The organism is Blastococcus saxobsidens, assembly GCF_002938435.1.
Classification (GTDB): domain Bacteria; phylum Actinomycetota; class Actinomycetes; order Mycobacteriales; family Geodermatophilaceae; genus Blastococcus; species Blastococcus saxobsidens.
The window spans coordinates 24,655-37,447 of the sequence record NZ_POQT01000014.1 but is presented as its reverse complement, the minus strand read 5'-3'; the positions used below and the strand labels follow the sequence as shown (position 1 = coordinate 37,447).

13 protein-coding genes are annotated in these 12,793 nt (G+C 73.6%); 8 read left to right on the top strand and 5 right to left on the bottom strand.

The genetic code is table 11. The features are described from left to right. Positions 1-175 precede the first annotated feature (175 nt). Entirely contained in the window at positions 176-622 is a 447-nt protein-coding gene (locus tag C5507_RS10520) for a DUF4383 domain-containing protein (RefSeq protein WP_104528478.1), read from the top strand. Positions 623-774: 152 nt separating this feature from the next. Beyond that, on the top strand, positions 775-1,986 hold the full coding sequence (locus C5507_RS10515) for an acyl-CoA dehydrogenase family protein (protein ID WP_104528477.1): 1,212 nt from the start codon (positions 775-777) through the stop codon (positions 1,984-1,986). A 21-nt stretch (positions 1,987-2,007) separates the two neighbouring features. Here C5507_RS10515 and C5507_RS10510 read toward each other — a convergent pair whose 3' ends face one another. Further along, entirely contained in the window at positions 2,008-2,211 is a 204-nt protein-coding gene (locus C5507_RS10510; RefSeq protein WP_104528476.1) for a hypothetical protein, read from the bottom strand. Positions 2,212-2,281: 70 nt separating this feature from the next. Further along, a complete protein-coding gene (locus tag C5507_RS10505) occupies positions 2,282-2,497 on the bottom strand; it encodes a hypothetical protein (protein ID WP_104528529.1) in 216 nt (71 codons plus the stop codon). Between the two features lie 162 nt (positions 2,498-2,659). On the opposite strand from C5507_RS10505, the gene C5507_RS10500 reads away from it, so the two are divergent. Then, a complete protein-coding gene (locus C5507_RS10500; RefSeq protein WP_104528475.1) occupies positions 2,660-3,610 on the top strand; it encodes an acyl-ACP desaturase in 951 nt (316 codons plus the stop codon). 48 nt (positions 3,611-3,658) lie between these two features. On the opposite strand, the gene C5507_RS10495 is transcribed toward C5507_RS10500, so the two are convergent. Beyond that, the gene (locus C5507_RS10495) at positions 3,659-4,177 is read right to left on the bottom strand and encodes a GNAT family N-acetyltransferase (protein WP_104528474.1); all 519 of its coding nucleotides are present in this window, start codon (positions 4,175-4,177) and stop codon (positions 3,659-3,661) included. A 102-nt stretch (positions 4,178-4,279) separates the two neighbouring features. Here C5507_RS10495 and C5507_RS10490 point away from each other — a divergent pair, with 102 nt between their 5' ends. Beyond that, positions 4,280-4,552 (top strand): ArsR/SmtB family transcription factor, encoded by a 273-nt coding sequence (locus C5507_RS10490; RefSeq protein WP_104528473.1) that lies wholly within the window; start codon positions 4,280-4,282, stop codon positions 4,550-4,552. 10 nt (positions 4,553-4,562) lie between these two features. After that, entirely contained in the window at positions 4,563-4,949 is a 387-nt protein-coding gene (locus C5507_RS10485; protein ID WP_104528472.1) for a VOC family protein, read from the top strand. A 4-nt stretch (positions 4,950-4,953) separates the two neighbouring features. Here C5507_RS10485 and C5507_RS10480 read toward each other — a convergent pair whose 3' ends face one another. After that, on the bottom strand, positions 4,954-6,489 hold the full coding sequence (locus C5507_RS10480; RefSeq protein ID WP_104528471.1) for an LCP family protein: 1,536 nt from the start codon (positions 6,487-6,489) through the stop codon (positions 4,954-4,956). Between the two features lie 150 nt (positions 6,490-6,639). Here C5507_RS10480 and C5507_RS10475 point away from each other — a divergent pair, with 150 nt between their 5' ends. The 3 genes from C5507_RS10475 (at position 6,640) to C5507_RS10465 (ending at position 10,942) form a co-directional block, all read left to right on the top strand. Next, positions 6,640-7,440, top strand: coding sequence for an exodeoxyribonuclease III (locus C5507_RS10475; protein WP_104528470.1), 801 nt, complete (start codon positions 6,640-6,642; stop codon positions 7,438-7,440). 11 nt (positions 7,441-7,451) lie between these two features. Continuing rightward, entirely contained in the window at positions 7,452-8,198 is a 747-nt protein-coding gene (gene yaaA, locus C5507_RS10470; protein WP_104528469.1) for a peroxide stress protein YaaA, read from the top strand. Positions 8,199-8,335: 137 nt separating this feature from the next. Further along, positions 8,336-10,942: a SpoIIE family protein phosphatase gene (locus C5507_RS10465; protein WP_242611232.1), complete on the top strand. Its 2,607-nt coding sequence runs from the start codon at positions 8,336-8,338 to the stop codon at positions 10,940-10,942. Here the strand turns inward: C5507_RS10465 and C5507_RS10460 are convergent. Next, positions 10,939-12,666, bottom strand: coding sequence for a DEAD/DEAH box helicase (locus tag C5507_RS10460; protein WP_104528468.1), 1,728 nt, complete (start codon positions 12,664-12,666; stop codon positions 10,939-10,941). The genes C5507_RS10465 and C5507_RS10460 overlap by 4 nt on opposite strands. Positions 12,667-12,793 lie beyond the last annotated feature (127 nt).

The window sequence follows — 12,793 nt, the reverse complement described above, 5'->3', positions numbered from 1 at the left end:
GCGCCCTCGCAGCCGAACGCCGGGACGAGGGCCGCACGGCCGTCCGTCGCGCAGGTGACGGTTCTGCATCGACCGTCGCCCCAACGGGGGACGTCCGTTACTCCTGCTCAGGCAGGGGTACCGGCCCGACAGCAACCCGCCAGGACCTGGCGGGTCGACCACATGGGAGGACACGATGTCTGCAGCACACGGCAACACCGGTGCGGACCGGCCGGGCATGACCTGGCCGCAGATGCTGGCGCTGGCGTTCGGCGTCATCTACCTGCTCGTCGGGATCGTCGGGTTCTTCGTCACCGGCTTCGACGACTTCTTCGCCCACGACACCGGCGAGACGCTCCTCGTGTTCGAGATCAACGGCATGCACAACGTCGTGCACATCCTGATCGGCGCCGTGGGCATCGCGCTCTCGCGCACGCTGGCCGGCGCCCGGACCTACGGCTGGCTGCTCGCGGTCGGCTACGGCGCCGCGTTCGTCTACGGCCTCATCGCCATCGGCGAGACCTGGGACTTCCTCAGCATCAACGCCGCCGACAACGTCCTGCACATCGCCACCGCGATCGTGGGCCTCGTCATGGCCCTCGGCCCGGTGCGGGACGCCGTGACGGGTCGCACGCGCGCCTGACACATCTCGGGGCCACCACGGTGGCCACCGGCGCAGGAGCCGGGTCCGGTCGTCCCCAGGGGCGGCGGGGCCCGGCTCCTCGGCGTTGCACGCCGGGATGCGGGCGCACCCCGATGCGACGACGGTCACGTCCCGGCGCTACGTTGCCGGGCATGGACTTCGCTCTCTCCGCCAAGGCCGAGGACGTCTGCGCGCGCGCGTGGGACTTCATGCGGGAGCACGTGTTCCCCGCCGAGCCGGTCTACGACGCCTGGCGTGCCGAGCGCGGCCACGACAACCACGAGCACCCGCCGGTGCTGGAGGAGCTCAAGGCGGAGGCGCGCAAGCGCGGCCTGTGGAACCTCTTCCACCACGAGGTCGGCGGGCTGTCCAACCTCGAGTACGCCTCCGTCGCCGAGATCACCGGCTGGTCGCCGGTGATCGCCCCCGAGTCGATGAACGTCGGCGCGCCGGACACCGGCAACATGGAGACGCTCATGCTGTTCGGGACGCCCGAGCAGAAGGATCGGTGGCTGAACCCGCTGCTGGAGGGCGAGATCCGCTCCGCCTTCGCGATGACCGAGCCCGACGTCGCCAGCTCCGACGCCCGCAACATCCAGACCTCGATCGTCCGCGACGGCGACGAGTACGTGATCAACGGCCGCAAGTGGTGGATCACCGGAACGGCCGACGAGCGCTGCCAGATCTTCATCGTCATGGGCAAGACCGACCCCGACGGCCCGCCGCACCGGCAGCAGTCGATGGTCCTCGTCCCCCGCGACACCCCAGGGCTGGAGATCATCCGCCACCTGCCGGTGTTCGGCTACCAGGACCAGCACGGCCACAGCGAGCTGCGGTTCACCGACGTCCGGGTGCCGGTGAGCAACATCCTCTCCGGCGAGGGCGACGGCTTCATGATCGCCCAGGCCCGGCTCGGCCCCGGCCGCATCCACCACTGCATGCGGGCCATCGGCATGGCCGAGCGCGCGCTGTCGCTGATGGTCGCGCGCAGCAAGAACCGCGTCGCCTTCGGTCGCCCGCTGGCCGACCAGGGCACGGTGCGCGAGGCGATCGCACTCTCCCGCATCGAGATCGACCAGGCCCGGCTCTACGTCCTCAAGACCGCCGACTTGATCGACAAGTACGGCGCCAAGGGGGCCCGCACCGAGATCTCGGCGATCAAGGTGGCCGCGCCCAAGGTCGCGCTCGACGTCATCGACCGGGCCATCCAGGTGCACGGCGGCGCCGGGGTCAGCAACGACACGGTGCTGGCCCGCTTCTACGCCAGCGCGCGCACCCTGCGCATCGTGGACGGCCCGGATGCGGTGCACATCCGCGGCGTCGCGAAGGAAGAGCTGGCCCGGGAGCGCCCCTACACCGGCTGAGGGGGTCAGGGGCTGCGGGGGTCAGGGGCTGAGTGTCGTCCCGAAGCCACCGCCGGCCAGCTTGGCCATCAGCTGCGTGCGGTCCAGGCCCGCCGCGGCGAGCTCGTCCCCGTGCTGATCGGTGTCGATCTGCTCGGGCAGGCCACTGCCCTCGATCCGGTCGGCGGTGTCGTTGTCGCCCTCCGTGCGGAGCACCCGCACGAGCTCCTCCTTGGCCAGCAGCACCTGGATCCTCCATCCCTCGGTTCCCAGGAGTGTGCTGCCGGTCACACCGCACCGCAACGGGATGGGCACCTCAGCCGCGGGCGGCCCGCCGCAGCAGGAAGGCCCCGGCGGCCGCCAGGACGACGGCCACGAGGAGCTGGGCGACCCCGACGACGACCCGGTCGCCGGCGAACCACGTCGGTGACGACACGAGCAGCACGACGGCGATCCCCACGAGGAGCAGCCCGACCAGCCGCCCGCTGGGGGCACGGGGGGACGGCGACGGCGACGGCTCGTGCGCAGACATGCCCCCACCCTGCCGCATCCGCCCACGGGCGGTCATCGGCGGTCGGCCGGGTCCGGCGAGCGGCGGGACGGCGGGCCGCGCCGGGCCCCCGCTGGGGGCGCGCCGGGCGGTCGGATCGGCGTAGGTTGCGAGCACGAAGGTGGAGTCGACCCGGAGGTCCCCGTGCCCCAGACGTCCCCGCAGGCAGCCGTCCTGACCGAGCTCGAGCCGGTGGTCGCGGAGAACCTCGACCGCCACATCCGGATGGCCAAGGAGTGGCACCCGCACGACTACGTGCCCTGGGACGAGGGGCGCAACTTCGCCTTCCTCGGTGGCGAGGACTGGTCGCCCGAGCAGTCCCGGCTGGACGCGACGGCCAAGGCCGCGATGTTCGTGAACCTGCTGACCGAGGACAACCTGCCCAGCTACCACCGCGAGATCGCCACCCGGTTCGGGCGGGACGGCGCCTGGGGCCAGTGGGTGGGCCGCTGGACCGCGGAGGAGGGGCGGCACGGGATCGCACTGCGCGACTACCTCGTCGTCACCCGCGGCGTGGACCCGGTGGAGCTCGAGCGGGCCCGGATGGACTACATGACGACCGGCTACGACTCCGGCGACAAGAGCCCGCTCGAGGCCGTCGCCTATGTCTCCTTCCAGGAACTGGCCACCCGGGTCTCGCACCGCAACACCGGCCGGGCCACCGGCGACCCGGTCGCGGACAAGCTGCTGGCCCGCATCGCCACCGACGAGAACCTGCACATGATCTTCTACCGGAACCTGGTGACCGCGGCGTTCGACATCGACCCCGACGAGACCATGAAGGCCGTGGCCACCGAGGTCATGAACTTCGAGATGCCCGGCGCGAACATGGCGAACTTCCGGAAGAACTCGACGATCATCGCCAAGGCAGGCATCTACGACCTCCGGCTGCACCACGACGAGGTGGTCGCCCCGATCCTGCGCACCTGGAAGGTGTTCGACCGCAGCGACTTCGGGCCCGAGGGCGAGCAGGCCCGCGAGCGGCTGGCGGAGTTCCTGACCGGGCTCGACGCCCAGGCGACCAGGTTCGTGGAGAGCCGCGAGCGCATGCGGGCCCGCATGGCGGCCAAGGGGGAGACGCCCGTCCAGGTCTGAGGGTGGTGGCGAGGTCTGAGGTGGTGGCGAGCCCCGCCGGCGCGGCGCTCAGAGCGGGCAGGCCATGACGATCTCGTCGCGGTCGTCACCGGGCGCGACGCGGATCGCACCGGGCAGCCGGCCGACCTCGTGGTAGCCCAGGCCCTTGTAGAACTCGTCGACACCCGTGCCGCCGCGGGCCGTCAGGTGCAGGAACTCCCACCCGCGCTCGCGGGCGATCCGGTGCACCCCGTCCATGAGGACCCGGCCGAGCCCCTGGCCCTGGCGCGAGGGGTGCACCTGCACCCGCAGCACGGTTCCCCAGTGGCGGCGCAGCGGGCTCAGCGACCCGACGACGCTGGCGAAGCCGGCCATCCCGCCGTCGACGGTCAGCAGGGCGAGCACGTCCCGGCCGGAGTGGACCCCCTCGAGCAGCTTGTCCAGCAGCGGGACGACGTCCTCCTGCGTCACCGGGGGCACGAAGCCGACGGCTCCCCCGGCGTTGGTGACGTCGGTCCAGCAGGCGAGGAGCTCCGAACGGAGCGCCTCGTCGACGGAGGTGACGGGACGGACGACGGCGGCGGGCACACCGGCATTCTCCGCTCCCCCGCCCCGGCCCACGCGGGGGCGGTCCCCCGGTCGCCGTCGGAGGCCTTGTCATGCAAGCAGGTGCTTGCCTATGGTGTCCGCGTGGGGGACGTGTTCAAGGCCCTCGCCGATCCGACCAGGCGGGCCATCCTCGACGAGCTCCAGGAGCGGAGCGGCCAGACGCTGTTCGAGCTGATCACCCGGCTGATCTCCCGGCACGGGCTCACCTCCACGCGGCAGGCCGTCTCCCAGCACCTGGAGGTCCTCGAAGGCGCCGGGCTGGTCCGGACGCGGCGCGAGGGCCGCTACAAGTTCCACGAGCTGGACACCGCCCCGCTGAGAGCCATCACCGACCGGTGGCGGATCGATCCCTGAGGAGGGAACCGTGCGGATCACCCTGACCAGCGTGTTCGTCGAGGACCAGGAGAAGGCGCTGCGCTTCTACACCGACGTGCTCGGCTTCGTGAAGAAGAACGACGTGCCGATGGGCGAGCACCGCTGGCTCACCGTCGTCTCCCCCGAGCAGCCCGACGGCGTGGAGCTGGTGCTCGAGCCCGACGACCACCCGGCGGCGAAGGCCTACAAGGCGGGGCTGGTCGGCGACGGCATCCCGTACAACTCGTTCACGGTCGCCGACGTGCAGGCGGAGTACGACCGGCTGACCGGCCTGGGCGTCACCTTCACCCAGCCGCCGACGGCGATGGGCCCGGTGACGACCGCCGTGCTGGACGACACCTGCGGCAACCTGCTGCAGATCGCCGCGATGAACTGAGCGCTCACCCCTGCCGCGTCGGCGGCTCGCCCTGCGCGAGGGCCTCCTCCGCCCGCGCCCGGTCGTAGGCGCACGCGTCGGTGACGTCGTCGACCGGGGCGGGCGGGGCCTCCGGGGCCGGGCCACCGACCTGGTCCGCCGGCGGGGTCTCCTGCGCGGGCGGCGCGGACGGCTCGACGGCGGGCGGGTCGATGGCGTCCTGGACGAGCCGCCGCATCCGGTCGTAGTCCGGGTAGGCCGGGTCGATCACCGTGTCGTCGAAGACGACGCTGCGGATCCCGGCGTCCTTGACCAGGAACGCCAGGTCGACGAAGTCGTCGAGCACCGAGCGGGGGATGTCGGTGCTGACGATGTCCTCGGTGGTGGCGGCGAGCTCCTGGTAGCGCTGCAGGAGGGTGACCGGGTCGGCCGCCTCGACGATCGCGTCGATCGTGCAGCGCTGCCGCGCCATCCGGTCGTAGTCGGACAGCCCGAAGCGACCGCGGGCGAAGGCCAGCGCGGTGGCGCCGTCCATCTCCTGGTTCGGCCCGGGCGCGATGTAGTCGTCGGGGAGCTGACGGGTGTCCGGGATGCCGTTGATCGGCACGTAGTAGTTGACGTTGACGGTGATGCCACCCAACGCATCGACCAGCCGGCTGAACCCCTCCAGGTTCACCAGCACGTAGTAGTCGATCCGCAGCCCGAGCGCCTCGCCGACCCCCAGCTTGAGGAAGTCCGCCCCCGGGTCGTCCGTGGCGCCGAGGATGTCGGGGTGGGCGGCCGGGCCGTTGCGGTAGACCGCGTTGAGCAGGCTCTCGCTCTCGCTGCCCGCGTCGAAGCCCTCCGGGTACACCTCGGCCAGCGGGGAGGTCGCCGGGAACGGCAGGTCCTCGAGGTTGCGGGGCAGGCTGAACAGCACGGTGTCGCCGGTCTCGGTGTCGGTGCTGGCCACGATCACCGTGTCGGTGCGCACGCCCTCACGACCCTCGCCGCCGTCGCCACCCAGCAGCAGCACGTTCACCCGTTCCCGGTTGCCGAACAGGTCCTGGGCCTCGGGCAGCGTGGCCGACCGGCGGTCGTCGGCGAAGACGCCGTCGATCAGGTCCCGCGAGGTGACGACGACGTGCCCGGCCAGCGCGGCGGGCACGGCGATCCCCGCCACGAGCAGCGCGACGACGGACGCGCCCAGCACGTGGCGCCCGCGCGGCATGCCCCGCGGGACCAGCATCCGGTAGCCGGTGACCACCACGACGATCCAGAGCAGCGCCAGGACGCCGATGCCGGCGGTCGCCCACAGCAGGACGTCGGAGTCGACCGCGGTCCGGGCGGCCAGCCGCTGCCCACCCGTCGCCAGCCAGGCGGCGCCGGCGGCGAGCAGCAGGAAGACGGCGAGCACGATCGCGCCCAGACGGCGGCGACCGGCGGCGAGGTAGCCGGCCCCCGGCACCAGGGCGCCGAGGGCGGTCCAGCCCAGCGCCGCGCCGAAGCCGCGCCGACGGCCCGGGGTCTCGGGTCCCTGACCATCGCTCCCCGGCATGGGCGGTGCCGTCCCGACGGTCATCCCGCCACCTCTCGCCGCCGCTCCATTCCGCCATGATCGCACCGTTCGAGCAGGTGGGGGCGCCTCCGACGTCGTCGTCCGGCGGGACCGCCCGATCCAGGGACACGGCCGCCCCGGCAGCGTCCCTCCGCCTCCGTAGACTGCGGTCCCGTGCGCCTGGCCACCTGGAACGTGAACTCCATCCGTACCCGCGCCGACCGGGTGGCGACCTTCCTCCAGCGGCACGACGTCGACGTGCTGGCGCTGCAGGAGACCAAGTGCCGCGACGACCAGTTCCCCGAGATGGTCTTCAACGCCCTGGGCTACGAGGTCGCGCACGTCGGCCACTCGCAGTGGAACGGGGTCGCCGTCCTGTCCCGCGTCGGGCTGGCGGACGTGCAGGTCGGCTTCCCCGGCATGCCGACGTGGTCGGCGAAGGAGGGCCAGGAGCCGGCCGCCGAGGCCCGCGCGCTGGGGGCGACCTGCGCCGGCGTCCGGGTGTGGAGCCTCTACGTGCCCAACGGCCGCACGCTGGCCGACCCGCACCTGCAGTACAAGCTCGAGTGGCTGACGGCCCTGCGCTCCGCCGCGGCGGGCTGGCTGGCCGAGGACCCGTCCACCCCGGTCGCCCTCGTGGGCGACTGGAACATCGCGCCGCAGGACGACGACGTGTGGGACATGTCGGTGTTCGCCTCCTCCACGCACGTCTCCGAGCCCGAGCGCGCCGCCTTCCGCGCCGTGGTCGAGGCGGGCTTCGCCGACGTCGTCCGGCCGCACACCCCCGGGCCGGGGGTCTACACGTACTGGGACTACACGCAGCTGCGCTTCCCGCGCCGCGAGGGCATGCGGATCGACTTCGTCCTCGGCTCGCCCGCGCTGGCCGCTCGCGTGGAGGGCGCCTTCATCGACCGCGAGGAGCGCAAGGGCAAGGGCGCCAGCGACCACGCGCCGGTCGTCGTCGACCTGACCTGAGGCAGGCGTCCGTGCTCGTGCTGCTGCCACCCTCGGAGACGAAGGCTCCCGGAGGGGACGGCGCGCCCCTGGACCTCGCCGCCCTCTCCGCCGCGGAGCTCACCCCCGTGCGCACCGAACTCGTCGAGTCGCTCGTCGAGCTCTCCGGGGACGTGCCGGCCGCGCGGGCGGCCCTGGGGCTGTCCGCCAAGCAGGACGCCGAGATCGCCAGGAACGCCGCGCTCTGGTCGGCGCCGACGCTGCCCGCCCTGCAGCGTTACACCGGCGTCCTCTACGACGCGCTCGACGTCGGCTCGCTGAGCCGCGCCCAGCGGGGCCGGGCCGACCGCCGGCTGGCCGTGGGGTCGGCCCTGTTCGGTCTGGTCGGCGCGGGCGACCGCATCCCGGCCTACCGGCTGTCCGCGGGGTCGGCGCTGCCGGGCCTGCCGACGCTGCGCTCGTTGTGGAAGCCGGCGCTCGGCCCGGTCCTGGCCGGGTTCGAGGGGCTCGTCGTCGACCTGCGCAGCGGCTCCTACGCCGCGCTCGCCCCGGTACCGGGCGCGGTGACCGTCTCGGTCCTGAGCGAGCGCGCCGACGGCACCCGTGCGGTGGTCAGCCACTTCAACAAGACGCACAAAGGCCGCCTCGCCCGGCTGCTGGCCACGACGACCGCCGAACCCTCCGACGTCGGAGCGCTGCGGCGGCTGCTGAGGCGGGCGGGGTTGCACGTGGAACATGACGGCGGTACGGCCCTGACGCTCGTCGTCCCGGCCGAGTGAGCCAGAACTCTCGACCTGTTCGCCTGGTTGGTTGCGCCCAACCGGTCAGCCGTGACATAACTGCGGGGACCGCGCCACTCCAACAGTCGGGAACAGCGGTCCGCGACTCCGGCGACGGGCCGGGCAGAAGGGCATCGGTGGACGGACCCACGGACCGCATGATCGCCGCGGAGGGTTCCCTCGCCGATCGTGCGGCCACCCGACTGCGCCGCGACCCCGTCCGGGTCGGCGCCGCGCAGCGCCTGCTGCCCACCGGGAACCGCCCGGGCCTCGACCGGCTGGCCGAGCTCGCCGCACGGCTGATGGGCACGGCGGGCAGCCAGGTGTCGCTGCTCGTCGACCACCAGCTGATCGCCGCCGGCACGGGCGCGGCCGCGGTCGGCAGCACCGGCCCGCTCGAGGAGTCGCTCTGCACCGTCACCGCGGCGCTGCCCGCGGGCGAGTGCCTCGTGGTCACCGACGCGCGCGACGACCCGCGGGTCGCCGACCTGCCGCCGGTGCGCGCGGGCGCCGTCGGCTCCTACCTCGGCACCGCGCTCACCGACGGCAGCGGTCAGCCGGTCGGCGCGCTCTGCGTCTTCGGCCCGGAGCCGCGCCGGTGGGCGCCGTCGGAGATCGCGACGCTGCAGCAGCTGGCCGCCTCGGTGATGACCGAGCTGGAGCTGTCGGCCCTGCTGCGCCAGTACGAGAACGAGCGGCTGCGCTGGGAGCTGGCCAAGGAGGCGGGCGAGGTCGGCACCTTCGACTTCGACCCCTCCACCGGATTGCTCCTGTGGGACGAGCAGCTCCAGCGGATGTTCGGCTACGACCCGGTCACGTTCGACCGGTCGCTGGACGCCTTCAACGCCCGCGTGCACCCCGACGACATGGGGTGGCACGCCGACGCCCTGCAGGCCAGCGTGGACACGCTCGGCGAGTACGACGTCGAGTACCGGATCGTGCTCCCCGGAGGCCAGACCCGCTGGATCCACGCCCGCGGGCGCCATGTCCCCGGACCGGACGGGCGCACCGACCACCTCATCGGCGCGGCGTACGACACCACCGGTGAGCGCGAGGCGTCGACGCGCGTCACCCGGGTGCTCGAGGCCATGCCGGCCGGCTTCTACTCCCTGGACCGCGAATGGCGGTTCACCCACGTGAACGCGCAGGCGGAGCGACTGCTCGGGCTCAGCCGCGACGAATTGCTGGGCGAGGTGCTCTGGGAGGCCTTCCCCGCGACGCGCGGCAGCATCTTCGAGCAGAGCTACCGCGAGGCCGTCAGCAACGGCGATCCCGTCCTGTTCGACGCCTACTACCCGCAGCCGCTGGACGGCTGGTACGAGCTGAGCGCCTGGCCGACGCCCGACGGCTTGTCGGTGTACTTCCTGGAGGTGACCGAACGACGCGCGGCGCAGGAGCAGGCCGAGCGGTCGGCCCGGCGGCTGGCACTGCTGGCCGGTGTCAGCGCCGACCTCGCCGGTGCCCTGGACCCGCAGACCGCGACGGCCCACCTGCCCGAACTCGTGGTCCCGGCGCTCGCCGACTTCTGCATCGTGACGGTCGTCGGCGCCGACGGCCGCGCTCGCGACGTCGGCTCCTGGCACGCCGACGAGGACATGCGCCCCGTCCTGGACCGCTACACGCAGCTGCGGTTGGACGCGATGCCCCCGGACTCCCCGGCGCTCACCGCCCTGCGCAGCGGCGTGGCCGTCCGCCGCGACGGGCGGGACGTGGTCGCCCTCCTGCTGCCCGGGGAGGCCCGCGACCTCGCCGCCCGGCTCGCGCCGCGGGAGGCCGTCGTCCTGCCGATGCGCGGCCGCAACCGCACGCTGGGCCTGCTGACGGTCTACTACGCCGACGGCACGCCCGCCCGCGAGGAGGACCTCTCCACGGCCCAGGACGTCGCCGAGCGGGTCGGCCTGGCGCTGGACAACGCCCGGCTCTACGGGGCGCAGCAGCAGCTGGCGGAAGGGCTGCAGCGCAGCCTGCTCACCGAGCCGCCGGAACCCGACCACGCCGAGATCGCCGTCCGCTACCTGCCCGCCGCGGAGGCCGCGCGGGTCGGTGGCGACTGGTACGACGCCTTTCTGCAGCCGGGCGGCACCACGATGCTGGTCATCGGCGACGTCGTCGGCCACGACACCGAGGCTGCCGCCGCCATGGGGCAGCTCCGGGGCCTGCTGCGCGGCATCGCCACCTACAGCGATGCCGGACCGGTGGAGGTGCTGCGCGGGCTGGACACCTCGATGACCACGCTGCAGATGACCACGCTGGCCACCGCGGCCGTGGCCCGCTTCGAGCAGACGCCCGACGAGCTCTCCCGGGGGATCACCCGCATGCGCTGGGCCAACGCGGGGCACCTGCCGCCGCTGGTCATCAACCCCGACGGCAGCGTGGCGGAGCTGGCGGAGTGGAACGGTGACCTGCTGCTCGGCGTCGACCCGGAGGTCAAGCGCCGCGAGTCGGTGGTCACCCTCGACCGCGGCGCGACCGTCCTGCTCTACACCGACGGGCTGGTCGAGCGGCGGGACTCCGACCTGGACGAGGGCATCGTCCGGCTGCGCGAGGCGCTGATCGAGCTCGCCGACCTGCCGCTGGAGGTGCTGCTCGACGAGCTGCTCGAGCGCCTGGTGCACGGCCGGCCCGAGGACGACGTCGCGCTGGTCGCCGTGCGCCTGCACCCGCAGGACCGCCCCCGGCCGGTCGAGGCCGGCCCGAACCGCGTGCCGCCGACCGTCCCGCCGGAGCGGTTGCCCGGCGACTAGCTCCGGTCGCGGCGGACCGGCGCCTTGCGCCCCTTGATCATCGTGGCGCGCAGCGCCTGGACGACCTCGTCGGCCGCGGACTCGGGCACCTCGACCAGCGCGAACCGCTGGTGGATCTCGATCGAGCCGACGTCGCGGCCGGACAACCCGGTCTCGCCGGTGATCGCCCCGACGAGGTCGCCGGGCCGGATGCCGGCGTCCCGGCCGGCGCCGACGAACAGCCGGGCCACCCGGCCGCCCGACGACCGGCCACCCCGGCCCTCGCCGCGGCCGTCGCCACGCGCCTCGCTCCGAGCGCCCCGGCCGCCGGCCGGGCCGTCGGGACGACGCCCGGAGGCCTTCTCGCCGCGGTCGGGGCGGAATGCGACGTCGGGGATCTCCTCGTCGTCGTCGGTGCCGCCGGCCGCCTCGTGCGCCAGCTTCACCGCCGCCAGCGCGACCTCCACCAGGTCGAACTCGTCGGCGAGGGTCTCCACGACCACGCGGAAGCGGTCGAGGTCGTCCTCGAGCAGCGTCTCGCGCAGCGCGGCCCGGGTGAGGTCGAGCCGGCGGGCACGCAGGTCGGCGACCGTGGGGACCTTCTCGACCTTGATCGGCGCCCCGGCGACCCGCTCGATCGTCTTGAGCATCCGGTGCTCGCGCGGCTCGGCCAGCGTGATGGCCACCCCCTCACGCCCGGCCCGGCCCACCCGGCCGATGCGGTGCACGTAGGACTCCGGCGCCGACGGGACGTCGTAGTTGACGACGTGGGTGAGCTGCTCGATGTCCAGGCCGCGCGCGGCGACGTCGGTGGCGACCAGCAGGTCCGCCGTCCCGCTGCGCAGCCGGCCCATGACCTTGTCCCGCTGCTCCTGGCTCATGCCGCCGTGCAGCGGCTCGGCGCGGTACCCGCGGCCGTTGAGCGTCTCGGTGAGGGTGTCGACCTCCTCGCGGGTGCGGCAGAAGACGATGGCCGCGGTCGGCGCCTCGACGTCGAGGATCCGGCCGAGCGCGGCCGGCTTGGCCCCCCGGGGCACCACGTAGGCGGTCTGCCGGACACGCGGGGCCTCCCCCGCGACCGCCTGCTCCTTGGCGATGGTGATCCGCACCGGGTCCGACAGGTGCCGCCGGGCGAGCGCGTCGAGCCGGCGGGGCATCGTCGCGGAGAACAGCACGGTCTGCCGGTCCTCCGGCGTCGCCTCCAGGATCGCCTCGAGGTCCTCGGCGAAGCCCATGTCCAGCATCTCGTCGGCCTCGTCCAGCACGACCGTGGTGACCTGGCCGAGATTCAGCGCGCCGCGGTTGAGCAGGTCCAGCGCGCGGCCCGGGGTGGCGACGACGACGTCGACCCCCGACTCCAGCGAGCGCAGCTGCCGGACGATCGGCGCACCGCCGTAGACGGGGAGGACCCGGGCGCCGAGGTCCTTGCCGTAGCGGTGCAGCGCCTCCGACACCTGGACGGCGAGCTCGCGGGTGGGCACCAGCACCAGCGCCACCGGGGCACGGTCGGTGCGGTGGGCCTCCAGGCGCTGCAGCACGGGCAGCGAGAAGGCGGCGGTCTTCCCGGTGCCGGTCGCGGCCTGCCCGAGCAGGTCCCGCCCCTCCGCCAGCGGCGGGATCGCCTCCTGCTGGATCGGGGTGGCCTCCTCGTAGCCGAGGGCGGCCAGGGCGGCGAGCAGCTCGGGACGCAGCCCCAGGTTCTCGAAGCTGGCGCCGTCGCCGGGGGTCTCTCGTTCGTCGCTCATCGGCGCCCATCCTTCCCCGGTCGCGACGGCCCCACGCACCCGGGCGTCCGCGACGCTGCCGACATGGCCGCCGCCGCGCTCACCACGCTTAAAGCTTCTGCGCCTCTCTAGCGCCTCCGCTAGACGA

Bases quoted from the DNA above. Each gene is read 5' to 3' on its own strand.
- C5507_RS10515 (WP_104528477.1), top strand. From the start codon at position 775: ATGGACTTCGCTCTCTCCGCCAAGGCCGAGGACGTCTGCGCGCGCGCG.
- C5507_RS10480 (WP_104528471.1), bottom strand. From the start codon at position 6,489: ATGACCGTCGGGACGGCACCGCCCATGCCGGGGAGCGATGGTCAGGGA.
- C5507_RS10505 (WP_104528529.1), bottom strand. From the start codon at position 2,497: ATGTCTGCGCACGAGCCGTCGCCGTCGCCGTCCCCCCGTGCCCCCAGC.
- C5507_RS10460 (WP_104528468.1), bottom strand. From the start codon at position 12,666: ATGAGCGACGAACGAGAGACCCCCGGCGACGGCGCCAGCTTCGAGAAC.
- C5507_RS10520 (WP_104528478.1), top strand. From the start codon at position 176: ATGTCTGCAGCACACGGCAACACCGGTGCGGACCGGCCGGGCATGACC.